This is a genomic window from Pseudomonas fragi, from assembly GCF_900105835.1.
GTDB lineage: Bacteria > Pseudomonadota > Gammaproteobacteria > Pseudomonadales > Pseudomonadaceae > Aquipseudomonas > Aquipseudomonas fragi.
The window spans coordinates 2,266,147-2,291,972 of the sequence record NZ_LT629783.1; the positions used below are offsets into that span (position 1 = coordinate 2,266,147).

The window sequence follows — 25,826 nt, forward strand, 5'->3', positions numbered from 1 at the left end:
CATCTGGCAAACCGCAATGGCTGACTTAAGACGGCTACTCAGCCGGACGCAGCCTCGTTCCTACGGCAGCTGCTACAAGTGTTTATACACCTGCGTTCATCAGCACATTCACACCTGACGGCGGCACTGCCTTACACTGCGCGCCTATGACCAACATCCCCCTGACCGAAATTACCGAACCCGCCGTTACCTGTTCGACGTGCGCGGCATGCTGCTGCCAACTGGAAGTGATGCTGATCACCGACACCGGCGTGCCCGAGCGCTTTATTGCAGAGGATGACTGGGGCGGCGAAGTGATGTTGCGCCTGGATGATGGCTGGTGCGCGGCCCTGGACCGCAACACCATGATGTGCACCATCTATGAGAAGCGCCCACTGATCTGTCGCGAGTTTGAAATGGGCGAAGTCGAATGCCTCAATGAACGCCAGGGGATTTCGACGGCGTACCGCTAAACACTGAACGCCTTGTGGGAGCTGGCTTGCCTGCGATGCATACGGCCCGGTCTGTCAGGTATTTCGCGCTGATGCCATCGCGAGCAAGCCCGCTCCCACAGTGATGCCCCCAAATAGCGGAAGCCCCCCATGACCGGTGGGAGCTGGCTTGCCTGCGATGCATACGGCCCGGTCTGTCAGGTATTTCACGCCGATGCCATCGCGAGCAAGCCCGCTCCCACAATGATGTCCCCAAATAGCGGAGCACCCCATGACCGGTGGGATCAGGCTTGCCTGCGATGCTTACGGCGCGGTCTGTCAGGTATTTCGCGCTGATGCCATCGCGAGCAAGCCCGCTCCCACAGTGATGCCCCCAAATAGCGGAAGCACCCCATGACCGGTGGGAGCTGGCTTGCCTGCGATGCATACGGCCCGGTCTGTCAGGTATTTCACGCCGATGCCATCGCGAGCAAGCCCGCTCCCACAGTGATGCCCCCAAATAGCGGAAGCACCCCATGACCAGTGGGAGCTGGCTTGCCTGCGATGCTTACGGCCCGGTCTGTCAGGTATTTCACGCCGATGCCATCGCGAGCAAGCCCGCTCCCACAGTGATGCCCCCAAATAGCGGAAGCACCCCATGACCAGTGGGAGCCGGCTTGCCTGCGATGCTTACGGCGCGGTCTGTCAGGTATTTCGCGCTGATGCCATCGCGAGCAAGCCCGCTCCCACAGTGATGCCCCCAAATAGCGGAAGCCCCCCATGACCGGTGGGAGCTGGCTTGCCTGCGATGCATACGGCGCGGTCTGTCAGGCACTATGCGGTGATTCTGCTTCCACAATGTCCGGTTCTACAGCGGCATTGTGTAATGCAGCGCATAGCTTTCTACGCCGTCATTGCGGCTGGAGATCCCGGCATTGGAGTAGTGTGTGGCACGTATCCCGACTTCATGCCCCCCCGCAAAACGCAGCCCAAACCCCAGGCGGTCTTCAAACTGGAAAGCACTGCCCAGCCGGTTGCCTTCAACTTCGGTATGGGAGAACAACGCCACCCCGATCCCGGCTTCGAGGTAAGGCTTTACGCTTTCTCCGGCAAATTCGTACACCAGCACGGGCGAGAACGACAGGCTGTTGCTCGCGGATGACTTGTCACCTTCCCAGTAGGTGTAAGCTCCATCCCAATATCCAGTCAGACGCCCCACATCACTTTGCAGCCAGCTTTTGTCCCAGTCAGACTTCAACCCCAGACGATAGGTCATGGTCGATTCGCTGGTGTGCCCCACCGCGAATTCAAGCCCGGCAGCCTGTGCAGCAAGACTTGGCCCCAGTGCAGCGGCTGCAAGCGCAGCCAGACAAAACAGTCGCTTCATAAGAAAAATCCTATTTTCATATGCACATGTCAGTTGTTATGCGCTTCATCAGGCAGGTGTCATGAAGCATAAGTTCTGTTTTTTTACAGATCGAAGCTTCGCACAACGCCAGATTTATTCCACAACACTGGCAGGATATTTCCCAAGTGTTCAGGTGAAGCACTGGTCCAGAACTGTGTTTCGCGAGGCGGCCCGGCGGCCAGCAGGTTTTGTTCGGCGAGCAGACGCTGGAGTTGGCGCGCCACGGCGGCGCCGGTATCGATCAGGGTGATCGATGGCGGGAGCATCTGCGCCAGCAGAGGCTTGAGAAAAGGGTAATGGGTGCAACCCAGGATAATGGTGTCGCAGCCAGCGGCCAGCAATGGCTCAACATAACCGCGCAACAAGGCGCGCAGGGCATCGCTGTGCAAGTCACCGGTTTCGATCAGCTCCACCAGCCCCGGACAAGGTTGGGTGATCACCCGGATATCGCTGGCGAAACGGTCAAGCAAAGCGGCAAATTTGGCGCTTTGCAACGTCCCGGTAGTGGCAAGTACGCCCACTGTACCGCTGCGAGTGGCCGCCGCTGCAGGCTTGACCGCAGGCTCCATGCCAACGAGGGGCCATTGCGGGTAACGCTGGCGTAAATCAGCCACTGCGGCCACTGTCGCGGTATTGCAGGCCAGCACCAGCGCCTTGGCGCCCTGGCGCTGGAAAAAATCAGCCATTACCGCGCAGCGCTGACGAATAAACTCGGGACTTTTTTCGCCATAGGGAATATGCCCGCAGTCCGCCACATAAAGCAGCGACTCATTGGGCAGCAGTGCCTGGATTTCCTTGAGCACCGACAGGCCACCGACCCCGGAGTCGAAAACGCCAACCGGCGCTTCACGCATGGCCTGTACCACACACGCTGCACGCCGGGTCACGCTTGACCCGCAGCTCGCGAAAGCGCGTGCTCAAGGCATCAACCAGCAACAACCGGCCCACCAGCGGCTCGCCAAAACCGGCCAGGACCTTGAGCGCTTCAAGAGCTTGCAAGCTGCCGATCACCCCCACCAAGGGGCCAATCACACCGGCTTCGCTGCAGGTCAACTCCTCTTCGCTGCCATGCCCGTACAGGCAGTGGTAGCAGGGGCTGGCGCTCTGACGCGAATCAAACACCGACAACTGCCCTTCAAGACGGATCGCCGCACCGCTGACCAGCGGCTTGCGCGCCGCAACACAGGCCCTGTTCACCGCTTCACGGGTGGCAAAATTGTCTGAGCAATCGAGCACCAGATCCACTGCGCCAACGACGTCGGCCAGCGAGTCGGCATCCAGTGCCGAGCGGTGGGCGACCAGCGTGATATGCGGGTTAATCAGGCGCAACCGGTGCGAGGCCGAATCGACCTTGCTTTCACCGACAGTGGCGCTGTCATGAATGACCTGGCGCTGCAGATTGGTCAGGTCAACGCTGTCGAAGTCGGCCAGATGCAGTTCGCCGACACCGGCTGCGGCCAGGTACAGCGCGACGGGCGAGCCAAGCCCGCCCAGGCCGACAATCAGCACACGACTGTTTTTCAGCTTCAACTGGCCATCGATATCGACCTGTTGCAACAGGATCTGTCGGCTATAGCGCAACAGCTCCTCGTCGGTCAGCACGGCAGGCGACCCAACGTGATGCGTTCGTGGCCGCCCAGGTCCTTGCGGCTTTCAACCGCTGCAAAACCGGCGTCCTGCAACAGTTGGCGCACGGCCGCAGCCTGATCGTAACCATGTTCCAGCATCAACCAGCCGCCAGCATTGAGGTGCTGTGCCGAGGCGGTGATGATTTCACGGATATCGTCCAGGCCGTCGGCACCGGCGACCAGGGCGCTCTCGGGTTCGAAGCGCACATCGCCTTCAGCCAGGTGCACATCACCGGCGGCAATATAAGGCGGGTTGCTGATGATCAGATCAAAGCGCTGATCGGCCAGTGCGCTGAACCAGTGGCTGGTGAACACATTGACGTTGTCGAGCTGCAAACGCTGGCGATTGCGTTCGGCCAGTGCGACGGCCTCAAGCACCCGGTCAACCGCAGTGACGTGCCAGGCGGGGCGTTCGCTGGCCAATGCCAGGGCAATGGCGCCGCTGCCTGTGCCCAGGTCCAGCACCCTGGCCGGGCTTGCGGGCAGCAGGGCCAGCGCGGTTTCGACCAGCAGCTCGGTGTCCGGGCGCGGGATCAGCGTATGCGGCGCAACCTCCAGATCAAGGTTCCAGAAACCCTGCTGACCCAGAATATAGGCCACCGGCTCACCGGCACGGCGGCGCAGCAGGTATTCGGCGAAGGTCAGTGCCGCTTCGCTGCTGACGATTTTTTCGGGCCATGTGTGCAGATAGCTGCGCGACTTGCCCAGGGCAGCGGCCAGCAGCAGCTCCGCATCAAGACGGGCCGTAGGCGAATCAGGCAGTTCAGCAGCACGCAACAAGCTGGCAATAATAGTCATTTATTCACCCAGGGCTGTCAGTTGATCAGCCTGAAACTCCGCCAATAATGGCTCGATAACGGCATCAACGCCGCCAGCCAGTACGTCATCCAGGGAATACAGGGTCAGGTTGACACGATGGTCGGTCACTCGCCCCTGCGCGAAATTGTAAGTGCGGATGCGCTCGGAACGATCCCCCGAGCCCACCAGCGACTTGCGCTCACTGGCAATGGCATTGGCCGCGGCGCTGGTTTGCTGGTCATTCAACTTGGCCGACAGCCAGGACATCGCCCGCGCCCGGTTTTTATGCTGGGAACGCTCTTCCTGACACTCCACCACAATGCCCGAAGGCAAGTGCGTGATACGGATCGCCGAGTCGGTCTTGTTGACGTGCTGACCACCGGCCCCGGAGGAACGGTAGGTATCCACACGCAAATCCGCCGGGTTGATCTCGATGGCTTCCTGCTCATCGGGCTCTGGCAACACCGCCACGGTACAGGCCGAGGTATGGATACGGCCCTGGGATTCGGTCGCCGGTACCCGCTGCACGCGGTGTACGCCGGACTCGAACTTCAGCTTGGCGTAAACATTCTCGCCTTCGACACGGGCAATGACTTCTTTATAGCCGCCATGCTCACCGATGCTTTCGGAGAGAATTTCAACCCGCCAGCCGCGCCGCTCGGCGTAGCGCGAGTACATGCGAAACAGGTCGCCGGCAAAAATGGCCGCTTCATCGCCGCCGGTTCCGGCGCGAATTTCCAGGAACACGTTGCGCCCGTCATTCGGATCCTTGGGCAGCAGCATGCGTTGCAGGTCTTTTTCCAGCTCGATCAGCCGCTCTTTGGCTTCGCGAACTTCTTCGACCGCCATTTCACGCATGTCCGGGTCGTTGTCCTTGAGCAACGCCTGGGCGCCCTCGAGGTCGGTCTGCACTTTGAGCCACTGCCCGTAAGCGGCAACAATGGGTTCAACTTCCGAGTATTCCTTGGAATAGGCGCGGAATTTGGTTTGATCGGAAATGACTTCGCCATCGCCAAGCAATGCGGTCAGTTCTTCAAAACGGTCCTGGAGGATATCCAGTTTATTAAGCAGTGACGCTTTCATTACTATTTTTTATCCGCAGAGCTATGCGATGAGCCCTCACCGAGGGCAAAAAGTTCTTGGGCCATGGCCAGCGCATCGAGGCGGCCTTCGGCGGAAAGTTTTTTCAACTGCACGCTGGGGGCGTGCAGCAATTTGTTGGTCAGGCCCCGCGCCAGTTGTACCAGCACCTCTTCCGGATTGCTGCCGTTGGCCAGCATGCGCTGGGCCTTTTGCAGCTCTTCGTCGCGCAGGCGTTCGCTTTGCTGGCGGTAGGCCTTGAGCACATCCACTGCCGCCAGCTCACGCAGGCGCACCATAAAATCGTCAGCGCCAATGCTCACCAGCTCTTCAGCTGCCTGGGCCGCGCCCTGACGGCTCTTGAGGTTTTCGGCGACCACTTCATGCAAATCGTCGACGGTATAGAGGTAAACGTCGTCCAATTCGCCGACTTCAGGCTCGATATCGCGGGGAACGGCAATATCGACCATAAAGATCGGCTTGTGCTTGCGCAGCTTCAGGGCGCTTTCGACAGCACCCTTGCCCAAAATCGGCAACTGGCTGGCCGTGGAGCTGATCACGATATCGCTATGGACCAGTTCCTGGGGAATATCCGACAGCAATACGGCATGAGCGCCGAACTGCTCGGCCAGCGTACTGGCGCGCTCCAGAGTACGGTTGGCCACCACGATACGTTTCACTCCCAGGTCATGCAGGTGGCGGGCGACCAGGGTAATGGTCTCGCCCGCGCCAATCAGCAAGGCCTGGCTGCGCTGCAGGTCGCTGAAGATCTGCTTGGCCAGGCTCACGGCCGCAAAAGCCACCGAAACCGGGTTTTCGCCGATGGCGGTGTCGGTGCGTACCTGCTTGGCCGAGTTAAACGTGGCCTGGAACAAGCGCCCCAACAACGGCCCGACCGTACCCGCTTCACGCGCTACGGCGTAGGCCGATTTCATCTGGCCGAGAATCTGCGGCTCGCCCAACACCAGCGAATCCAGCCCCGAGGCCACGCGCATCATGTGACGAACGGCAGCATCGTCTTCATGGACATAAGCGCAGGCACGCAATTCATCGAGGCTCAGGTCATGGTAGTCCGCCAGCCATTTCAGCACGCTGTCTGCCGAAAGGTGGTCCTGCTCTATATAGAGCTCACTGCGATTGCAGGTGGAGAGGATCGCAGCTTCGCGACTGTCGGTTAGGCGGCAGAGCTGCTGCAAGGCCTCAACCAACTGCTCCGGAGTAAAAGCCACGCGCTCGCGGACGTCTACTGAAGCAGTCTTGTGGTTAATACCGAGTGCGAGGAAGGCCATTCAAGATCGCTGATGATGACGAGAAGCCGACAATTGTCCTACTTCGCCAGATTCAGAACAACCATTGCTGACTATTGTCTCTATAGTTAACGTCTGTTGAACCCATCATCAGCCCCGGATATCGATAGTCGCACCTGTTATGGTTTGCACCATTGCATGTGTCATGATGCCCAGACCGCAGGTAAGTCGCCCATCTCTTATATGAATAGATCCTCCGCGTTGCTCCTCGCTCTCGTCCTTCTCAGTGGCTGCCAGGCCTTGGCCCCCACGTCCCCGGATGATTCATCCGCGACTGAAGACGTTACCTCCGTCCCGGAAAAACCCACGGTCTACAGCTCGTTCAGCGAAGACACGCTGTACAGCCTGTTAAGTGCCGAGCTGGCTGGCCAACGCAATCGCCTGGATATCGCCCTAGATAACTATGTGACGCAAGCGATCAACACCCAGGACCCCGGCATTTCCGAACGGGCTTTCCGCATTGCCGAGTACCTGGGCGCCGACCAGGCTGCACTGGACACCTCGCTGATCTGGGTCAAAAACGCCCCGGACGATATCGAGGCACAACGTGCTGCAGCCATTCAGTTGGCGCGTAACGGCCGCTATGACGAATCCCTGGTGTACATGGAGAAAGTCCTGCAGGCCAAGGGCGACACGCACTTTGATTTCCTCGCCCTGGCGGCCATAGAGACCGATGCCGAGACCCGTGCAGGCCTGCAAAAGAGTTTTGACAGCCTGCTGGCCAAGCACCCGGACAACGGCCAGCTGATTTTCGGCAAGGCCCTGTTGATGCAACAGGACGGTGATGCCGAAGGCGCGCTGAAACTGCTGGAGAAAAACCCGCCGCAAAACGGTGAGATCGCCCCGATTCTGTTGCGCGCCCGCTTGTTGCAAAGCCTCAACCGTGGTGATGAAGCGTTGCCGCTGCTGAAAAAAAGCGTCAGCCAGTACCCCGACGACAAACGCCTGGGCCTGACCTATGCACGCACCCTGGTCGAGCAGAACCGCATGGCCGAGGCAAAAGTGCAATTTGCCAGCCTGGTAGAGCAATACCCCGAAGACGATGAGCTGCGATTCTCTCTGGCACTGGTCTGCCTCGAAGGCAAGTCCTGGGACGAAGCCGAAGGTTATCTGCAAGAGTTGATCGAGCGCGACAGCCATGTCGACTCGGCGCACTTGAACCTGGGCCGCATCGCCGAAGAACGCAATGATCCCGAGGGCGCACTGGTCGAGTACGCACTGGTAGGTCCGGGCAACGAATACCTGCCCGCACAACTGCGCCAGGCGGACATCCTGATCAGTCATCGTCGCGGTGCCGAGGCATCGAAAAAACTGGCCTTGGCACGCGACGCACAGCCCGACTACGCCATTCAGCTGTACTTGATCGAAGCCGAAACCCTGGCGGCGAACAATCAGACCGATCGCGCCTGGAACACGCTGCAACAAGCACTCAAGCAATACCCGGACGATCTCAACCTGCTGTATTCACGCGCCATGCTGGCCGAGAAACGTAACGATCTTGAGCAGATGGAGCGGGATTTGCGCGCCATCATCCAGCGCGAGCCGGACAATGCGATGGCCTTGAACGCGCTGGGCTACACGCTTTCAGATCGAACCACCCGCTACGCCGAAGCCAAGGCCCTGATCCAGCAAGCCTACGACTTGAGCCCGGATGACCCGGCAGTGCTCGACAGCCTGGGCTGGGTGAATTTCCGCCTGGGCAATCTTGATGAGGCCGAGCGCTTGCTGCGCCAGGCGCTGGAACGCTTCCCGGACCAGGAAGTCGCCGCCCACCTGGGTGAAGTACTGTGGGCAAACGGTAAACAGCGTGAAGCGAAAAAAATCTGGGGCACTTTTCTCAAAGAAAATCCTGACAGCCCTATTCTGCGCAAAACCATTTTGCGCCTGACCGGATCAGAGACTCTTTAACTCATGTTTTATCGTCACTTGCGCCATCTCGTAGTTTTCAGCCTGGTTGCCGTGCTCGCCGGTTGCGCGGGCTTCGGCGCCCGCGAATCCGTAGAAGGCCACGGCAGCCCTGCCCTGTGGTCGGCACACAAGCAGCAATTGACCCGGCTCGACGGCTGGCAAATCAACGGCAAAGTCGGCATTCGCGCCCCTAAAGATTCGGGCAGCGCCACGCTGTTCTGGCTGCAGCGCCAGGATTACTACGATATTCGTCTTTCCGGGCCACTGGGCCGCGGTGCTGCCCGCCTGACCGGGCGCCCGGGCAGCGTGCTTCTGGAAGTGGCCAATCAGGGCCGCTATGAAGCGCCGACTCCCGAAGAGTTGCTGGGTGAACAATTGGGCTGGAGCCTGCCGGTGTCACATCTGGTCTGGTGGGTACGCGGCTTGCCTGCGCCCGGCAGCAAAAGCCGGGTGACACTCAATGGCGATAGTCGCCTGGCCAACCTGGAGCAGGACGGCTGGAAAATCGAATATTTGAGCTATGTCGAGCAAAACGGCTTCTGGCTGCCCGAGCGCGTCAAGCTGCACGGCCCGGACCTGGACGTCACGCTCGTCGTTAAAGATTGGCAACCTCGTTTGTTGGGTCAATAAGATGCAAGACCGCCTGGATCGAAACACTCTGGTTTTGCCCTCACCGGCAAAGTTGAACTTGATGCTGCACATCCTCGGCCGTCGCGAAGATGGCTATCACGAACTGCAAACGCTGTTTCAATTTCTCGACTACGGCGATGAAGTGACCTTTGCCGTGCGTGAAGATGGGGTTATTTGCCTGCATACCGAATTTCCCGGCGTTGCCCACGACGACAATTTGATCGTCAAGGCGGCAAAAAAGCTTCAGGCGCAATCCGCTTGCCCGCTGGGGATCGACATCTGGATCAAGAAAATCCTGCCCATGGGCGGCGGCATCGGCGGCGGCAGTTCCAATGCGGCGACCACCCTGCTGGCGCTCAACCATCTTTGGCAGTTGGCCTGGGATGAAGACCGGCTGGCAGCACTGGGCCTGAGCCTGGGGGCGGACGTGCCGGTTTTTGTCCGCGGGCACGCCGCATTTGCTGAAGGTGTCGGGGAAATTCTTACGCCTGCAGAGCCAGAAGAACCCTGGTATGTCGTGCTTGTCCCGCAAGTATCTGTAAGTACTGCAGAAATATTTTCAGATCCTTTGTTGACACGCGACTCTTTGCCCATTAAAGTGCGCCCCGTTCCCAAGGGAAACAGCCGAAACGACTGCGAAGCAGTAGTGAAGGAGCGTTATCCAGAAGTACGTAACGCTTTGAATTTGTTAGGTAAATATACCGAAGCAAAATTAACTGGAACTGGAAGTTGTATATTTGGGGCCTTCCCAAACGAAGCAGATGCTGATAAAGTGCTGCACCTTCTTACAGAGACCCTTACAGGGTTTGTAGCAAAAGGAAGCAATGTCTCGATGTTGCATCGCAAGCTGCAAAATTTGTAAAAGGAAACGGGTACACGGTACTCGTAGCAACAGATACAGGGGCGTCGCCAAGCGGTAAGGCAGCAGGTTTTGATCCTGCCATGCGTTGGTTCGAATCCAGCCGCCCCTGCCATTTCTTATACTCATCCAGGTTACCCTCAGCCTTCAGGTACTGCGCGTGTCCAAGATGATGGTCTTTACGGGGAACGCTAACCCCGATCTGGCTCGGCGTGTCGTACGTCAGCTGCATATCCCACTCGGTGACATCTCTGTCGGCAAGTTTTCCGACGGCGAAATTACCGCTGAGATTAATGAAAATGTCCGCGGTAAAGACGTTTTCATCATACAGCCGACTTGTGCTCCGACCAACGATAACCTGATGGAACTCGTCGTGATGGCTGATGCCTTCCGCCGCTCCTCAGCGACTCGTATTACTGCTGTTATTCCTTACTTTGGTTATGCCCGTCAGGATCGCCGTCCGCGTTCCGCACGTGTGGCTATCAGCGCAAAAGTTGTTGCTGACATGCTTACCGTAGTCGGCATCGATCGTGTTCTCACGGTTGATTTGCATGCTGACCAAATCCAGGGTTTCTTCGATATTCCTGTAGATAACATCTATGGCTCCCCAGTTTTGGTGGATGACATCGAAGATCAGCGCTTTGAGAACCTTATGATTGTGTCCCCGGATATCGGCGGCGTCGTGCGTGCACGTGCTGTTGCCAAGTCCTTGGGCGTTGATCTGGGTATCATCGACAAACGCCGTGAGAAAGCCAATCACTCGGAAGTGATGCATATCATCGGTGATGTCGAAGGGCGTACCTGTATTCTGGTTGATGACATGGTCGATACTGCCGGCACCCTGTGCCACGCAGCTAAAGCCTTGAAAGAGCATGGCGCTTCCAAAGTGTTCGCCTACTGCACACACCCTGTGCTGTCGGGTCGGGCAATTGAGAATATCGAAAATTCCATGCTGGATGAGCTGGTGGTGACTAACACCATTCCGCTGTCCGCTGCCGCACAAGCCTGTTCGCGTATCCGTCAACTGGATATCGCACCGGTTGTGGCTGAAGCGGTTCGCCGCATCAGCAACGAAGAATCGATCAGCGCGATGTTCCGCTAAGGGCCCTGCCCTTTCTGGACTTCTGCTGACGAAAAGCGCCCCGCCCCAGCAATCCGTTGGGGCGGGGCTTTTTTGCCCATACCGTCCATGGCGCTGGTCGCAAACGTCAGGGCGGATGTGGTTATTTTGGAGATACAACATGAACGATTTTACTCTGAATGCTGAAGTGCGTTCCGACCTGGGGAAAGGTGCGAGCCGCCGCCTGCGTCGTCTCGCAAGCCTGGTTCCAGCTGTAGTTTACGGTGGCGACAAAGCCCCTGAATCCATCAGCATGCTGGCTAAAGAAGTTGCCAAACTGCTCGAAAACGAAGCTGCTTACAGCCACGTTATCGAACTGACCGTTGGCGGCGTTAAGCAAAACGTGATCATCAAAGCTCTGCAACGTCACCCGGCTAAAGGCCACGTGATGCACGCTGACTTCGTTCGCGTTGTTGCTGGTCAAAAACTGACTGCAATCGTACCGGTTCACTTCGTTGGTGAAGCGGCTCCGATCAAGAAAGGCGGCGAGATCTCCCACGTTGTTGCGGAAATCGAAGTTTCCTGCCTGCCAAAAGACCTGCCTGAATTCATCGAAGTTGACCTGGCTAACGCCGAAGTTGGCTCGATCATTCACCTGTCGGACATCACCGCTCCTAAAGGCGTTGAGTTCGTAGCTCTGGCACACGGTAACGACCTGGCAGTAGCCAACGTTCACGCTCCACGTGTTGCACCAGAAGCAGCAGAGTAATTCATTACTCTGTCGTTGGAGTCTTGAGAAACATCGCGAGCTAACACGCAGCGAGTAAAGCGGACAAGATCGCGAAGTTTACTCATGTAAACCCGCTTTTTTGTCCGTTTTCGCCGCTAACCGTTAGCGGCGATGTTATCCACAACTCCATAGAAGGGCCCTTGTCGTGACCGCCATAAAACTGATCGTTGGCCTGGGAAATCCAGGCACCGAATACGAACAGACCCGGCATAACGCAGGGGCCCTTTTTGTTGAGCGTCTCGCGGCGGCAAACGGGGTCAACCTGGTTGCAGACCGCAAATATTTTGGCCTGACCGGGCGTTTCAGCCACCAGGGTCAGGATGTTCGTCTGTTGATTCCCACCACCTATATGAACCGAAGCGGCCAGGCCGTTGCGGCGCTTGCCGGTTTCTACCGCATTGCGCCGGAATCCATATTGGTGGCCCACGACGAACTCGATCTCCCGCCAGGCGTTGCCAAGCTCAAGCTGGGCGGCGGCCACGGAGGTCACAACGGATTGCGCGACATCATTGCGCAACTGGGGAACAACAAAGATTTCTACCGTCTGCGGCTTGGCATTGGCCACCCGGGCGTCGCCAGCATGGTGTCCAACTTTGTCCTCGGTCGTGCGCCACGCGCCGAACAGGAAAAACTGGACGCCAGCATCGATTTTGCCCTCGGCGTGCTGCCGGATATCCTCGCCGGGGAATGGAACCGTGCGATGAAAAACCTGCACAGCCAGAAGGCCTGACTCTTTTTCCGAGGGGAAACACCATGGGATTCAACTGCGGCATCGTCGGCCTGCCTAACGTCGGCAAGTCCACCCTGTTCAACGCCCTTACCAAATCCGGTATCGCGGCCGAGAACTTCCCCTTCTGCACGATCGAGCCGAACACCGGTATCGTGCCGATGCCCGACCCACGTCTGGACGCACTGGCTGCCATCGTCAAGCCGCAGCGCATCCTGCCGACCACCATGGAATTCGTCGATATCGCAGGCCTGGTGGCTGGCGCATCGAAAGGCGAAGGTCTGGGCAACAAGTTTTTGGCCAACATCCGTGAAACCGATGCCATCGCTCACGTGGTCCGCTGCTTCGAAGACGAAAACGTGATTCACGTTTCCAACAGCGTCGACCCGAAACGCGATATCGAGATCATCGACCTTGAGCTGATCTTCGCCGACCTCGACAGCTGCGAAAAGCAACTGCAAAAAGTCGCGCGCAACGCCAAGGGCGGTGACAAGGAAGCCGTGGCCCAAAAAGCCCTGCTGGAACAGCTGATTGCCCACTTCACCCTGGGCAAGCCGGCACGCAGCCTGATCAAGAACATGGACGCCGATGAGAAAGCCATCATCAAGGGCTTCCACCTGCTGACCACCAAGCCGGTGATGTACATCGCCAACGTGGCTGAAGACGGTTTCGAGAACAACCCGTTGCTGGACGTGGTACTGGCTATCGCTGAAGAAGAAGGCGCCATCGTTGTTCCGGTCTGCAACAAGATCGAAGCAGAAATCGCCGAGCTGGATGACGGCGAAGAGAAAGACATGTTCCTGGAGGCCCTGGGCCTTGAAGAGCCGGGTCTTAACCGCGTGATTCGTGCCGGTTACGAAATGCTGGACCTGCAAACCTACTTCACCGCTGGCGTGCAGGAAGTTCGTGCCTGGACTGTAAAAGTAGGTGCTACCGCCCCGCAAGCAGCCGGTGTGATCCACACCGACTTCGAAAAAGGCTTTATCCGTGCTGAAGTGATCGCTTACGACGATTTCATCAAGTACAACGGCGAAGCCGGCGCGAAAGAAGCCGGTAAATGGCGTCTGGAAGGCAAGGAATACATCGTTAAAGACGGTGACGTCCTGCACTTCCGCTTCAACGTGTAAAACACCGCACGTACAAAAAACCGCGCCCTGGCGCGGTTTTTTTTGGCCTGGCGTTTGTTGCGCACTCCCGGGCGCAACTACGGTCTATGGTTAACGCCATCTCACCTCACGATCGGGAGCCTCAATGATTCCCCGCGCCAATGTCTTCAGTCGCTACGTTGACTCTGTTGTCGAAAAAGTAAAATCACGCTGGTCTCTCGGCTGGCGCGATGCACTGGCTTCAGCCATCGCCGCCGCACTGGCATGGATTATCGCCCGGCATTTCTTTGGTCATATTCATCCGGTGTTTGCCGCGATCAGTGCCGTGGTGTGCCTGGCTCCCGGCCTGCCCAGCCACGGCAAGCAAGCGGTTGGCCTGATGGTGGGGGTCGCCACGGGGATCATCGTCGGCGAAGCGGCCTTGTGGTTGCCGGATGCCTACCCGTTGTTGCGCATCGGGTTTGCCACCTTCTCGGCCATCGCCATCGCGGCCCTCTATGGCTTGGGGGCCGTGGTGCCGATCCAGGCCGGTGTATCGGCAGTGCTGATGCTGGCCGTAGGCCCGGAAAGCGCAGGGGTGGTACGCATGCTTGATGTGGTGGTGGGCTCATGCGTCGGGCTGATTTTCAGCCAGATACTGCTCACCCCCAACCCCATTGGCATTATCGACAGCTCCGCCAAGGAACTGCTCGAAAAGCTCGCGTCCGGTTTCGGCAAAAGCCTGCAGGCTCTTGAAGGGCAAGACGCTGCCAAAGCTCAACACGCGGTACAAATATTCTCCCGGGCCCACGACAGCCTGATCGCCCTGGAAAACGGCATTGGTATGGCCCGCAACACCGCACGCTGGACCTTGCGCGGGCGCTTTGTGTCACGCGAAGTCAAGGATATTGCCAACCGTTACGAGCGCCACGCCGTGCGTTTATACGCCAGCTCCCTGTTGTTTGCCGAAGCCTTTGCCGATGCCTTGCGCAAGGAACAAGGCCCGGCCCCCTCCTCCTTGCACCAACGCCTGGCAAACGTCGCCTCAGGCTGCGCCTCGATCGCCAACGACGACGAACACCCAGTACTTATACCCGTGGCCAGCGATGAACTGGCCGATGTCGTATCAGGGCCGTGGCAGTTGTGCATGCAGCACTTGAGCACCGTGGAAAGCGCCTTGTTGACCTTCGGTTTTACTACCCAGGGCGACAGCAGAAAAAACCCTGATAAAAACCTCGTATAAACATCTACTTATCCTTACCTCCGTGGAGTGTGTTCTACGCAGGTAAGGTGCAATACCCTACGTCAGCAAACACCAACACCTACTACATCTATATCTTTTAACTCACGACATCCAGCCAGTTTAGGACTTGGTTTAAACCGCCAATACCACCAAGCTGTAACTGAACCAATACTGTTTATCCCGACTTGGCGTAGCGAATATCCCCCACAAAAAATATTACGCGGGAGCACATTAGATGGGAGCTTTTCGCCCAGAAAAAGAACCTTTAAAAATATATCTTTTCAACGACAGTGAATTTGACACAACCGTCCGTAACGCGGCAACACAAAATATCGACATTTTGCTTCATGGCGAAACAGGCACTGGCAAAGATACATTAGCCGAGCAAATGCATGCTTTATCCGGGCGCAGCGGCCATTATATTGCACTTAATTGCGCGGCCATTCCCGAGAGCCTGGCGGAAAGCCAGTTGTTTGGTGTGACCCAGGGTGCATTTACCGGTGCCGTGAAGTCGCGGCCGGGCTTTATAGAGGCTTCTGACAAAGGCACGCTGTACCTCGATGAAATAGACAGCATGCCGCTGTCTTTACAGGCCAAGTTGTTACGCGCACTGGAGGCCCGAGGTATTGAACGCTTGGGCTCGACAGCGTTCATACCGGTCGACATGCGCGTGATTGCTTCGGCTCAAACCTGCCTGGCGCAACGGGTCGAACAAGGGCAGTTCAGACGTGACTTGTATTACCGCCTCAATGTGCTGAACCTGCACTTGCCGCCCTTGCGCGAGCGGCGCGAACAGATTGTTCCATTGTTCCAGACTCTGCTTCAGCGAGAAGCGCAATACTTCAACGTGTCTATACCGGTACTTGAGACTGCACTGCTTCAGCACCTGCTGTGCCATGACTGGCCTGGTAATGTCAGGGAGTTGCGCTCAGTTGCCAAGCGTTTGGTGCTAGGCCTGCCGCTGCAGTGCAAGGCTATGCGTGAACATGACGACGCACGCCTCAAGTTGAAAGTGCGCTTGCAGCAAATTGAAAAACTGCTGATTACAGACGCCTTGCGTCGCCACCTGCATTGTATCGATGCGGTTGTGCTTGAACTGGGCATTGCCAAGCGCACGCTGTATCACCGGATGAAACAACTGGATATTTCTTAAATACTCGCCAATGGAACTAAAGCCCTTGGGTTTATCACTTATAAATCGAACCCACTTCCCGGTTCAAATACACACTTATTCATTGAGGCCTCTTCATGCTCCCACTCCTTGCTCTCGCACTCCCTCTTGTAAATAAAGTATCCAACACCCTTGGCGACATGACCAGAATGCTGACAGGCGATATCCAGCGCTCTGCACCTCCAGTTTCCAAGAACATCACCATCAACTCAACCCAGATCCACAATAAGATTTCGTTCTAACCCCGGCCCTCAACTTTAAAGGAAACTACTCATGCTCGGCATACTTCCATTTCTTGGCGCCATGTTCGGTGGCGGTCGTGGCAAAAGCGACGGCAGCGACGATCCGCTCACGGCACAGAAAGAATTTGCTCTTCAACAGGCCTGGACTAACGCACGTACCGCCATGGATAAAATGGAAAACGACGGTAAAAGCGCAAAAGCCAATGGTATTACCGACTCTTATAACAAACAGATAAATGCCATGATTGAAAGTTCCAAAGCCATCAGGTTCTAACTCTGCTGCACAGCCCCCATTCCTCTATGGGGGCTCCAGAAGAGCACGTTAAGCCATTGAATATGGATTCACCTCAGCGTTCGAGGTCTTATATGAAAATACACTCGCTTGCCATTGATACCCCGCAGGCGCCAGCCCTCCCGGACCTGCCATTGCCGCCCTCGGCAATAGCCGATATCAACTGGTTTAACACCACGCTAAAGCCCCCCATGACTGGTACGTCGACCCACATGCCAGCCGAAAACCGCATGCTCCAGCCGCTGAGCCAACGCTCGCAACTGTTACAAACCCTGTCGAACACCGCCGCTCGGGCCCTGCAAAAAGTCAGCAGCAGCACCGACCCTGTCGACATGCTCACCTCAACCCGGGCCATGTCGGCGTTTCACCTTGAAACCGTGCTGAGCGCCAAGATGATCAGTAAAACCTCGCAAGCCATAGAAAAGCTCACCAATTTGTCCTAGGTAACCTTATGGCATCGCGCCCGATCAAGAGCGTATTCCTGATGTTCGTGTTGTGTATCGCCGGTTGTGGCGAAAGCGTGGAGCTGCATGGCCGGCTTTCTGAGCAGGAAGCCAATGAGGTGATCGCTGAACTGGCAGACAAACAGATCAGCGCCGAAAAAAGCACCTCCAAAAACGGTGTATCCGTGCGCGTGGCCGCGCAAGATATCAGCCGCGCCATCAATTCGCTGACGGCCGCCGGGCTACCCAGAATCGCACGTTCGACCCTGGGCGATATTTTTCGCAAAGAAGGCGTCATCTCTACGCCACTGGAAGAACGTGCCCGCTATATCTACGCCCTGTCACAGGAGCTTGAAGCTACGCTGTCCAGGATTGACGGGGTTATCGTGGCCCGCGTGCATGTGGTGCTGCCGGAGCGGATCGCGCCGGGTGAGGCCGTGCAGCCTGCCTCTGCCTCGGTGTTTATCAAACATGACGCCAGACTGGACCCCGACAGCATCCAGTCGCAGGTACGGCGACTGGTGGCCAGCAGTATTCCGGGCATGGCCACGGCAATCGACAATCCCTACAAGATAACCACGGTATTTGTGCCCGCCACTGCGTTTCAAGACAAACAGCATCTGGTGTTTTTCGGGCCATTTCTGCTGCCCGAACAACGTCTGGGCTTTTGGAAAAAAGCCTTCGCCGCAGCGGTGTTCGGCTGCCTGCTGGCAATCATTGCCCCACTTGCCTGGCTAACCTTGCGCAACAAGGGGGCGGCATGAACGATACCGACCTATGGCTGCTGTGGTGGGCTTGTGCCTGGCGCCACGCTCACCCGCACTGGCCCACGCTTGTTGCCACGCCCGCCGAACTGCGCAGCCTGCATGCAAATGCCAGCAGCCGTTTCGGCATCACGCCCTGCCTGCCCTGCCCGCCTGCCGCCAGCCTGAGGCAACTGGCGTTGGCGCCACTTGCGCAGCATGACGCATGGTTGCAACGAATCGGGCATATCTGCCGCCCCGCACGCCCCACGGCACTGGACGCCACTGAGCGCCTGTGGTGCCAGCGCCTTGGCAAGGCATTGCGCCCTCAAGGCTGGCTTGAACCGGGCGATGATGTTTTGCAATTGCTCAGGGCATGGGTCGAGCCTGCGGTATGGCAACGCTTGCGATTGCGCTTTGCCCCTGCACGGATCCAGACACTGGAGCAAAAACCGCTGCTGGCCCTTTCTGCGGCCAAACTGCAGACGCTTTGGCAAACCGTGCTCTGGCACACACGGCTCGCTGTCGAGGGAAGCAACCATGCTGTCACGTCGCACCCTTGAACTGCGGCCAGGCACCAGCGGGCTGCCCCAGACCCTGATCGCCAGCCAGACCCTGAGCGACTGCGGCCAGGCCAATGCCCTGCTGGCCCGGGCATGCGCTCAGGCTGATGAATTGCTGGACAACGCGCAACAAGCGGCCCGGACCCTGCTGCAAAAGGCCCACGATGAATTCTGGCAACAGGCCAATGTACAACTGGCGCACTGGCAACAGGAACATGGCGCCTTGTGTCAGGCCATTGAAATTCACGCCTCGCAAGTGGTCAGGCTGGCCCTCGCGCAATTGCTTGATGAGGTGCCGCCGCCTGCCCGTATCGACGCCTTGCTGAGGCAACTGCTGGCAGCCCAGTGCCCGCCCGTGAATGCCACCCTGCGCTGCCATCCACAGATGCTTGCTCCTGTGCGCCAGTGGCTGAGTGCCAACCCGGGCGGTGCATGGCAACTGCACACCGATGAGCGTCTCGACCCGGAGGCGCTGATGCTGGTTACCGCGCAACACGACCTGCGCATTGACTGGAGCCGCACGCTGCAGGCACTGCTGGCGCCCACGCCCGGCGATGGAACCGATGCGCCAGGCACCGCCACTGAGTCGTGAACATTGACCGATGGAGGATGTATGGCTTCGTTCGAAAGTATCCAGCGCCGCATTGATGCCCGCTTTGTTCTGGCGCAAAAAAATCTGCATGAGATTGCCCTGAACAACCAGGGCGGCCCTGAAGACATGGCCCGCTTTCTGGACGCCGCGCGCAAAGTGGCCACTGCCACTTTTTCGATCAACGAGCAAACCCGATTCAAGCACAGCCTGACCAAAAGCATTATTGATGCGGTCCAATGATGAACTGGAACCTGCGCACCTGCAGGCAGGCACTGTTGCCCTGGGCTTTTCTGCTGGCCGCCGAAGCACTGGCCGCTGTTCCCGAAGAGTGGAAAAACACGCCCTATGCCCATGAGGCCAATAACCGGGCGCTGCGTGTTTTTTTGCAGGACTTCGCCCATACCGTGGGCCTGCAACTGCAAATTGACGGGCCGCTGCAGGGTGTCGTAAACGGCAAGCTGCGGGCCGACACCCTGATCAAGCTGCTGGACAGGCTCGCACTCGAACACCGCTTCCAGTGGTTCGTGCATAACCACACGCTCTACATCAGCACCCTGGACCAACAAACCTCAGCCCGCCTTGAAGTGGCGGACGATACCATCGCCGATCTGAAACAGGCCCTGAGCCAGATAGGCCTGCTGGATGAGCGTTTCGGTTGGGGCGAGCTGCCCGATATCGGCGTGGTTCTTGTGTCCGGGCCCAAACGCTATATAGAGCAGATCAGGCAGTTCAGCCGCAAACGTGCGCAGCCGGCGAATAAACAGGCTGTGTTGAATTTCCCGCTGCAGTTCGCCAACGCGGCCGATCGGCAGATCGACTATCGCGGTGAAAAACTGAATATTCCGGGCATCGCCAGCCTGCTGCGCGGGCTGGTTGATGCCAAGCCATCTGCCCCGTTCAATGTTCTCTCCCCGCGCACCTCACCGATACCCGGTATTGCCGCCAACATGCCTTATCCAAGCATGCCCCCCTTGCTCGCGCAGGCCCCCGAGCTGAAATCCTCAGGCCAGAACGCCATTCGCGTGGAGGCCGATGTGCGTAATAACAGCGTGCTGATCTACGACGCCAGCGAACGCCGGTCGCTGTATCAAGCGCTGATCGCCGAGCTGGATGTGCCGCGCAAACTGGTGGAAATAGACGCGGTGATTGTCGATATCAACCGCACCCAACTCAACCAGCTGGGGATAAACTGGGGCTTGCAGAACGGCCGTTTTGGGGCAGCCACAGGCGTGTCGGGCAGTGCCTCGACCACCGTGTCGACGATCCAGATTGATCGCTTTGCTGCCCAGATCAAGGCCCTTGAGGCGCGCGGCCTGGCCACGGTGGTGTCCAACCCCTCGATCATGACCCTGGAAAACCAGCCCGCGGTGATCGATTTCAATCGCACGCACTATATCCAGGCCATAGGCGAGGGGGTGGCCACTATCCAGCCGGTGACCACAGGCACCAGCTTTCAGGTGATCCCCAGGGTGATAGAGGCCAATGGCGCCAGGCAGATTCACCTGATCATCGACATTGAGGACGGCACCTTTGCCAATCAACCAGGGCCGCAATCCACACCGGATGTGCGCAAAGGCAATGTCAGTACCCAGGCGGTAATCCAGGAACAGCAATCCCTGGTCATCGGCGGCTTTCATGTTTCCGAAGCTGTCGACAGCCTCGATCGCGTCCCTGTGCTGGGGCAGATTCCCTGGCTGGGCAAGTGGCTGTTTTCGTCCTCGCACAACACTCAAAATCGCCGTGAACGACTGTTTATTCTGACGCCACGCCTGATCGGCGATCAGACCCATCCCGCACGCTATTTACCGCAAGCGGATCAGGCGCAACTGGAGGCGGCACTTAGCCCCTTGGCGCGGCGTGCAGCCAGGCAACCGGTGATCCCGCGCGCCGAGATTGCCCAGGTATTCAGCCAACTGGTCAGAGGCCATGTTCCCGCTCATTTCAGCGCCATGCCGATGCCTGCACCTGCGCGCAATCTGTGTAAAACACCGGGGTCTACAAGGGTCGATGGCGACCGTCATCAATGGTACGAAAGCGCGGATTACAACGTGGCCGTGCTGGTCATGCACAACCGCAGCCAGCACCGCGTGCGCATCGATGAACGTGACTGCAGCTCGGCCAGCACCCTGGCGGTCAGTGTCTGGCCGAGCCCGTGGCTGGCGCCCGGCGAGCGCGCCGAAGTGTTTATCGCCACCCGGGCGCCCGATATCGATGCCCGCACCACCGAACCTCGACCATCATTGCTGGGGGCCTCGCCATGAGCCGCCTGATCACGTTGGCCATGACCGCAGCCCTGATGGCGCTGCTGCAAGGCTGTACTCCCTATTGCCGGGGCGACCTGTGCGAGCGCCCGGCCTCCAGCGCCAGCGCGCTGGTGATCTGGTGGCCGCCGCAAATGCGCAGTGAAACAGGCCCGAACGCTGAGCGTTCAGACCATCAAGTCGTGCCCCTGGAACGATAAACCCGCCTGCCTGAAGCTCAGGCAGGCGTTTGCCTCAGATCACGGGATTACGCGCATCGCGGATTTTCTGGTCCCGCTGTTCAGGGTGCAGCTCCCGGGCCGGGGCCGGGGGCAAAGTGTCCTTGAACTCCAGGCGTAGCGGCGCATCCGGGTCCTGGCCGTATTTCAGCTCGATGTTGAGCAGCTTGCCGGTATGACCCAACGTGGCACTGCTGGTATAGGCCAGTAAAGGAACAGGCGTCGTCAGGCTGTGGGTCCGGCTTGCGGTGTAGCTCACGGCCAGTTTTTTGACCCGCAGGTTGTCGTTGTTCTCCAGGGCCTTTTGCACCTCCCCTTTAGCGCCTGGCCCATCCTGGAACCGCTGCGCGATCATGCGCAGCACCTGTGGCTTGACCTCCAGTTCCATAACCACCGAAGTACCCTGGCTGCTTTCCAGATCCCTGAGCAGCCGGGCAAACTGCGGCTGCTGCGCAAACAGGCGCACAATCGCATCCTTGTTCGCCGGCGCAGCCTCATTCAGCCACTCATGCTGCGGGCCACCTTTCAACCCCACATATGACACCGTGCGCTCTATCGATTGCAGCTCACGCAAGCCTTGTGCCGCCAGCGTCTGCTGATGCAGGTGATCCTGCAACCTTGCCTGGAGACTGTGGTGCTCCTCAGACCGCGCAGGGGGTGGCGGTACCCGCTCGAACAACTGCTGCAGATCCTGCAGTTGCTCGAACGGTGAACCCTCTTTCGCCAGAGAGGCCAGTTGCTGCTTCAGTTGTGGGGAGTGCCTGGACATATCATTGCGCAAGGTATCGATCTGCGCCTGTTCGATCACCTGGGGTTGTTTGACCGTAAAGCGCATGGTGCGGGCCTTGCTGCCATCAAAACTCAACGAAAATGATGCATCGGCCGCGGTATACGCCACCCAGCTCGAATCGGGACCATTGAGTGCGACCGACGCCGCCGCATTGGCAGGTGCCCCCCCTGAAGAAACACTGCCCTTGGGCAACAACTGGGCATTCAAGCCAAGAGTCCGGGTGATCCCGGATTCACCCAGGGTCACGGCGTTACTTTTATCAAGATGAAGCAAATGAACACTGGCACCGGTGTTGACCATGGCCCGCGCCAGCCCGCTCACTGCCTCCGGGTTTTGCGGCGAGACTACTTGAGCCCGGGGCTGCACATGGGTTGAAACGCTCCAGTCCAGAGAATATTGCGCGCGTTGATGGCTGTTGTGATGACTCCCCAGGTTCAGCAAGTCGAAAACATCCCCTTTTGCCCCCGTCAAAATATCCATCATGGCGGGAAAGTCTGCTTCCTTCACCTCAAAACTAACCCCCTGCTTTTTTTCATGTGCCAGCGCCAGGGTTGTCTCCGCCCCCAGCCTGAGCGGCAATTCATTAGTAATGGGCAACGCCATACCGCCCCCCACTGAACCAGTCGCGGCATGAGTCGTGCCCATGCTGATGTCAAAACTGACCCCCTGATTGGTTCGGCTCATCGTGATGCCGTTGGTCTTGCTCCTTGAAGCCCCCACGATGATTTCCAGCAAAGGGGCGGGCAAAACAAAGGCCGACATGGATTTGGCTTTAGTCCGGCTCGCGGTAATCGACTGCCCGCTGTCCGAGCCCTGGATGGCGTGCAACAGGGCCTCTTTGACTGTCTGCTGCTCGCCAAGCCCCATTGTGCGGGCTATATGAAAATTGAGCGCAGACCCAGGGGTACCAAGGTCCCTGGCCAACAGTTTGAAGTTGTTATAAAGGGTTTCTGCTTGCGCCAAACCGTTGATGTTCTGTGATGTTTTCTGGTGTACCTGACTGTTTTTATAGTCCTCCATCACCGCCTTCAATCCGGCATGGATAGCGTCCTGATCGGGGGCTATACGCTCCAGCCCACCGATCAGATCGGCGAGCCCGGAGAGGGTCCGGGCATGCAGAATCAAATCACTCTCAAGCAGGCCTGTCGGGTTGCTCAGGTCACGCTTGTGGTCGGCATTGTGCGGCGACAAAACCACCCCCTGGCGCTCATAACTGCGCAACAGCGCAGCCGTGGCATTGGTTTTTGACGGCGCCAGGTTTTCGAAGGCACTGCACATCATGCGCAGCCTGCCCGCCGATGGTTTTGCGCCCGCTTGCATCTGCGGTACCAACTGCGCGCCCTTCAAATCCCCCAGGCGTATGGCCAATTGTTCGCTGCAGGCTTCAACCTGCTGCAGAGCAGCCTTTAACTCGCTGGCCAAGGCCTGGATCGACGCCTTCTCGCTCAGGCGATCAAGGCGGGTCGTCATGTCCAGTGCATGGGGCCTCGTGTTCGCCAGCGCCTGCAGTTGCCCGTGCAATTCGCGCTCCTGTGCGTACAGGGCTGCCATGCCGCGACGGCCATTGGCCCGGTGCTGAATGTCGAGGCCGATATTCTTGATGCCCTGCAGTGGCTCCAGATGAGCGCGGGCACCGCTGAAAAAACCTCGATCCAACGGCAGGCCTTCGGTCTTGCTGCCCATGACCGCAGAATTCACCGCCCAGGCAGTCCCATTGTTCTGGCCTTTCATTTCACCGCGGCTCAACATCGACGCCAGTGACGGCGCACGGTTGCTGGCCCGGGAATCAAACGGCTGCCACTGCTGGGTGCCATCTGCTGCCGCAGACAGCTGCCAGTATTGTTCAGCAAAGGCTTTGTGCTTGGGCCCATGCTGTTCCCAACTGGCGACTAACCCCTGGTCGGCATCCATGCGTAGCGACTGCACACGCGCATTGCCCGGCAACGCCAGTGTTGTCCAGGCCAGCGCTGCAGCGGGGGGCGTTTGCCACCGGGCTTTGTCGAGCTTGAGCAACTCTGCGGCCCGGGTCTGGGCATAGAGGTCGCCAAGACGGTCAAGGGCCAACGCCTGGATTTCCCTGGGCGGGGCAAACGTCAACGCGATCTCTTTATTGTCGATATGGGCAACCAACTGGTTGTGTTCATCAAGGGTAACGAAGCGCCTGGCGTTATCGACCGCAAACGCCGCAATTTTGCGCCCGGTGTTTTCCGTCAAAGTGGCATCGAGAGTGACGTGGTTGCGAGCATCATTGATCGGGGCCAGGTCGTAACTTGCGCCGCTGTAGGCCGGGGCTCGCGTTTTATGACTGGCCAGCGCCTTGAGTTCTGCCCCTTGTAATACATAGGCGCGACCATCCAGGCCCGGGGCCAGGAGGTCCACATCCCGATGCGCGGTTTTCTCCCATTGGCAGGCGTGCTCATCCCAACTCAGCAGGGTGCTGCCCTCAAGCGCGACCTTGCCCCGCGCGCCGAGGTCAATCGCGCTGGCCAGCGCGCGCAGGCCGGGCTCGGGCAAACCTTTATCGTTGACCTTGAGCAGCACGTCACTGAGGTTCCAGCCCGTGGCCTGTAGCGGCGTATTGATCAGGGGCGTGCTGTGCAATTGCTTGCAGTGGTTGAGTAACAACGCATTGAGCTGGCCATTGTCGTCATGCATAAAGCCCTTGAAGCTGACCGCCCCCTGGTGCAGATGCTCAAACGCCTCGACCGTCTCAGGCCGCATGACCACCCGACCGTCTTGAGCCGTGCTCAGGCTGGCACGCAACAGTTCGCCCTGCGCCGTTGAGGCGTACAGCGTATCGCCGGCCAACCCTATACGATGCAACGGCACGCGCTCGCCCGTTTCGCTAACTGGCAGCAGATGTAGCTCGGAGCCCTCTGCACTGTGCCTGATGCGCAGGGCACAACCGCCAGGGTCAGGTTGTAGGCACACCTGCGCCTGCCCCTCGACACTCATATCGGTAACACCCACCGGCACTTTTATCAGCCGCCCATCGCTGCTCAGGCCCAGGCGGTTGTAGCGGGCGTCATCCTTGTCGGGCAGCCAGCAATGGCTCTGTGGCTCGAAGCGCAACAGGCGCCCTTCATCCAGGCGAAACTGCTCGCCCGCCCGGGTGGTGTGCACCCCACTGATCTGCCCCAGGTGGGCACGCCCGGGATTGTTCGGCGGCAAGCGCAAAAAACCCGTGGGGCAACTGCTTTTGAGCACGGCCGCAGCAGCAGGCGTGGACTGCAGATGAAACACATTGCGCTCGTTGTCCAGCAAGCGCAGGTCCTGGCGATGACCTGCGTAGGTGGCGTCTTGAATAAACTGCCTGGGCAACTGATTGAGTTGCTCGGCAATGTCCTGCCCCACATGCGAGCCCTGGGTCACAACTTTGCCTGCAACCAGGCTGGCGCTGAACTCCAGGGAAGGCTGCTCATAGTGGCGAAAGCCGGTCAGTTGCACAGCTCCTGTGGCGGGGCGAGCCGTGTGCGGGCAAATAGTGGCGGGGATTTCTGCCAGGACGGGCTTGGCGAGATCAAACGACTTTACGGTCATAAAGGCTCAACTCTGATGGGCTGATGCAGAGTGAGTGA

General features: G+C 58.5%; 25 protein-coding genes and 1 tRNA gene. 19 read left to right on the forward strand and 7 right to left on the reverse strand.

Features of this window, described 5'->3' with window-relative positions:
* The first annotated feature begins 146 nt into the window (after positions 1 to 146).
* A complete protein-coding gene (locus BLU25_RS10435) occupies positions 147 to 452 on the forward strand; it encodes a YkgJ family cysteine cluster protein (RefSeq protein WP_016781759.1) in 306 nt (101 codons plus the stop codon).
* 826 nt (positions 453 to 1,278) lie between these two features.
* Here BLU25_RS10435 and BLU25_RS10440 read toward each other — a convergent pair.
* From BLU25_RS10440 to hemA, 6 genes are all read right to left on the reverse strand, one after another.
* Positions 1,279 to 1,797: an acyloxyacyl hydrolase gene (locus BLU25_RS10440; protein ID WP_016781758.1), complete on the reverse strand. Its 519-nt coding sequence runs from the start codon at positions 1,795 to 1,797 to the stop codon at positions 1,279 to 1,281.
* A gap of 83 nt (positions 1,798 to 1,880) precedes the next feature.
* The gene (gene murI / locus BLU25_RS10445) at positions 1,881 to 2,672 is read right to left on the reverse strand and encodes a glutamate racemase (RefSeq protein ID WP_016781757.1); all 792 of its coding nucleotides are present in this window, start codon (positions 2,670 to 2,672) and stop codon (positions 1,881 to 1,883) included.
* Positions 2,665 to 3,420: a molybdopterin-synthase adenylyltransferase MoeB gene (locus tag BLU25_RS10450; protein WP_016781756.1), complete on the reverse strand. Its 756-nt coding sequence runs from the start codon at positions 3,418 to 3,420 to the stop codon at positions 2,665 to 2,667. The genes murI and BLU25_RS10450 overlap by 8 nt, the downstream gene beginning before the upstream one ends.
* Positions 3,414 to 4,244: a peptide chain release factor N(5)-glutamine methyltransferase gene (prmC, locus tag BLU25_RS10455; protein ID WP_029611595.1), complete on the reverse strand. Its 831-nt coding sequence runs from the start codon at positions 4,242 to 4,244 to the stop codon at positions 3,414 to 3,416. Before prmC ends, BLU25_RS10450 begins: the two co-directional genes overlap by 7 nt.
* Positions 4,245 to 5,327: a peptide chain release factor 1 gene (gene prfA, locus BLU25_RS10460; protein WP_083369633.1), complete on the reverse strand. Its 1,083-nt coding sequence runs from the start codon at positions 5,325 to 5,327 to the stop codon at positions 4,245 to 4,247. It abuts the gene before it with no gap.
* A 2-nt stretch (positions 5,328 to 5,329) separates the two neighbouring features.
* Positions 5,330 to 6,613 carry a glutamyl-tRNA reductase gene (hemA, locus tag BLU25_RS10465; RefSeq protein ID WP_016781754.1) on the reverse strand — a complete coding sequence of 428 codons (1,284 nt, stop codon included), beginning with the start codon at positions 6,611 to 6,613 and terminating at the stop codon, positions 5,330 to 5,332.
* 201 nt (positions 6,614 to 6,814) lie between these two features.
* Between hemA and BLU25_RS10470 the strand changes: the two genes are divergently transcribed.
* From BLU25_RS10470 to hrpT, 18 genes are all read left to right on the forward strand, one after another.
* A complete protein-coding gene (locus tag BLU25_RS10470) occupies positions 6,815 to 8,539 on the forward strand; it encodes a tetratricopeptide repeat protein (protein ID WP_029611531.1) in 1,725 nt (574 codons plus the stop codon).
* 3 nt (positions 8,540 to 8,542) lie between these two features.
* The gene (gene lolB / locus BLU25_RS10475; protein ID WP_016781752.1) at positions 8,543 to 9,169 is read left to right on the forward strand and encodes a lipoprotein insertase outer membrane protein LolB; all 627 of its coding nucleotides are present in this window, start codon (positions 8,543 to 8,545) and stop codon (positions 9,167 to 9,169) included.
* A gap of 1 nt (position 9,170) precedes the next feature.
* On the forward strand, positions 9,171 to 10,031 hold the full coding sequence (gene ispE / locus BLU25_RS10480) for a 4-(cytidine 5'-diphospho)-2-C-methyl-D-erythritol kinase (RefSeq protein ID WP_016781751.1): 861 nt from the start codon (positions 9,171 to 9,173) through the stop codon (positions 10,029 to 10,031).
* Between the two features lie 37 nt (positions 10,032 to 10,068).
* Positions 10,069 to 10,143, forward strand: a tRNA-Gln gene (locus tag BLU25_RS10485).
* A gap of 45 nt (positions 10,144 to 10,188) precedes the next feature.
* Positions 10,189 to 11,130 (forward strand): ribose-phosphate pyrophosphokinase, encoded by a 942-nt coding sequence (locus tag BLU25_RS10490; RefSeq protein WP_019825119.1) that lies wholly within the window; start codon positions 10,189 to 10,191, stop codon positions 11,128 to 11,130.
* 139 nt (positions 11,131 to 11,269) lie between these two features.
* Entirely contained in the window at positions 11,270 to 11,857 is a 588-nt protein-coding gene (locus BLU25_RS10495) for a 50S ribosomal protein L25/general stress protein Ctc (protein ID WP_016781750.1), read from the forward strand.
* Positions 11,858 to 12,023: 166 nt separating this feature from the next.
* Positions 12,024 to 12,608, forward strand: a complete 585-nt coding sequence (pth, locus tag BLU25_RS10500; protein WP_016781749.1) for an aminoacyl-tRNA hydrolase — start codon at positions 12,024 to 12,026, stop codon at positions 12,606 to 12,608.
* Between the two features lie 23 nt (positions 12,609 to 12,631).
* Positions 12,632 to 13,732, forward strand: coding sequence for a redox-regulated ATPase YchF (ychF, locus tag BLU25_RS10505; RefSeq protein WP_016781748.1), 1,101 nt, complete (start codon positions 12,632 to 12,634; stop codon positions 13,730 to 13,732).
* Between the two features lie 124 nt (positions 13,733 to 13,856).
* Entirely contained in the window at positions 13,857 to 14,933 is a 1,077-nt protein-coding gene (locus tag BLU25_RS10510) for an FUSC family protein (protein ID WP_016781747.1), read from the forward strand.
* 235 nt (positions 14,934 to 15,168) lie between these two features.
* The gene (locus BLU25_RS10515; protein WP_016781746.1) at positions 15,169 to 16,086 is read left to right on the forward strand and encodes a sigma 54-interacting transcriptional regulator; all 918 of its coding nucleotides are present in this window, start codon (positions 15,169 to 15,171) and stop codon (positions 16,084 to 16,086) included.
* Positions 16,087 to 16,377: 291 nt separating this feature from the next.
* On the forward strand, positions 16,378 to 16,620 hold the full coding sequence (locus BLU25_RS10520) for a hypothetical protein (protein ID WP_016781744.1): 243 nt from the start codon (positions 16,378 to 16,380) through the stop codon (positions 16,618 to 16,620).
* A gap of 92 nt (positions 16,621 to 16,712) precedes the next feature.
* A complete protein-coding gene (locus BLU25_RS10525; RefSeq protein ID WP_016781743.1) occupies positions 16,713 to 17,081 on the forward strand; it encodes an EscI/YscI/HrpB family type III secretion system inner rod protein in 369 nt (122 codons plus the stop codon).
* An 8-nt stretch (positions 17,082 to 17,089) separates the two neighbouring features.
* Positions 17,090 to 17,845, forward strand: coding sequence for a type III secretion system inner membrane ring lipoprotein SctJ (gene sctJ / locus BLU25_RS10530; RefSeq protein ID WP_016781742.1), 756 nt, complete (start codon positions 17,090 to 17,092; stop codon positions 17,843 to 17,845).
* The gene (locus BLU25_RS10535) at positions 17,842 to 18,387 is read left to right on the forward strand and encodes a hypothetical protein (RefSeq protein WP_016781741.1); all 546 of its coding nucleotides are present in this window, start codon (positions 17,842 to 17,844) and stop codon (positions 18,385 to 18,387) included. The genes sctJ and BLU25_RS10535 overlap by 4 nt, the downstream gene beginning before the upstream one ends.
* Complete coding sequence (sctL, locus tag BLU25_RS10540; protein WP_016781740.1) at positions 18,365 to 18,979, forward strand: type III secretion system stator protein SctL; 615 nt, start codon at positions 18,365 to 18,367, stop codon at positions 18,977 to 18,979. Before BLU25_RS10535 ends, sctL begins: the two co-directional genes overlap by 23 nt.
* 21 nt (positions 18,980 to 19,000) lie before the next feature.
* Positions 19,001 to 19,219, forward strand: a complete 219-nt coding sequence (locus tag BLU25_RS10545; protein ID WP_016781739.1) for a hypothetical protein — start codon at positions 19,001 to 19,003, stop codon at positions 19,217 to 19,219.
* Positions 19,216 to 21,240 (forward strand): type III secretion system outer membrane ring subunit SctC, encoded by a 2,025-nt coding sequence (sctC, locus tag BLU25_RS10550; protein ID WP_016781738.1) that lies wholly within the window; start codon positions 19,216 to 19,218, stop codon positions 21,238 to 21,240. Before BLU25_RS10545 ends, sctC begins: the two co-directional genes overlap by 4 nt.
* On the forward strand, positions 21,237 to 21,440 hold the full coding sequence (gene hrpT / locus BLU25_RS10555) for an HrpT family type III secretion system protein (RefSeq protein ID WP_016781737.1): 204 nt from the start codon (positions 21,237 to 21,239) through the stop codon (positions 21,438 to 21,440). Before sctC ends, hrpT begins: the two co-directional genes overlap by 4 nt.
* Before the next feature lie 34 nt (positions 21,441 to 21,474).
* Here the strand turns inward: hrpT and BLU25_RS10560 are convergent, their stop codons facing one another.
* Complete coding sequence (locus BLU25_RS10560; protein ID WP_228795886.1) at positions 21,475 to 25,788, reverse strand: AvrE-family type 3 secretion system effector; 4,314 nt, start codon at positions 25,786 to 25,788, stop codon at positions 21,475 to 21,477.
* Positions 25,789 to 25,826: the final 38 nt, after the last annotated feature.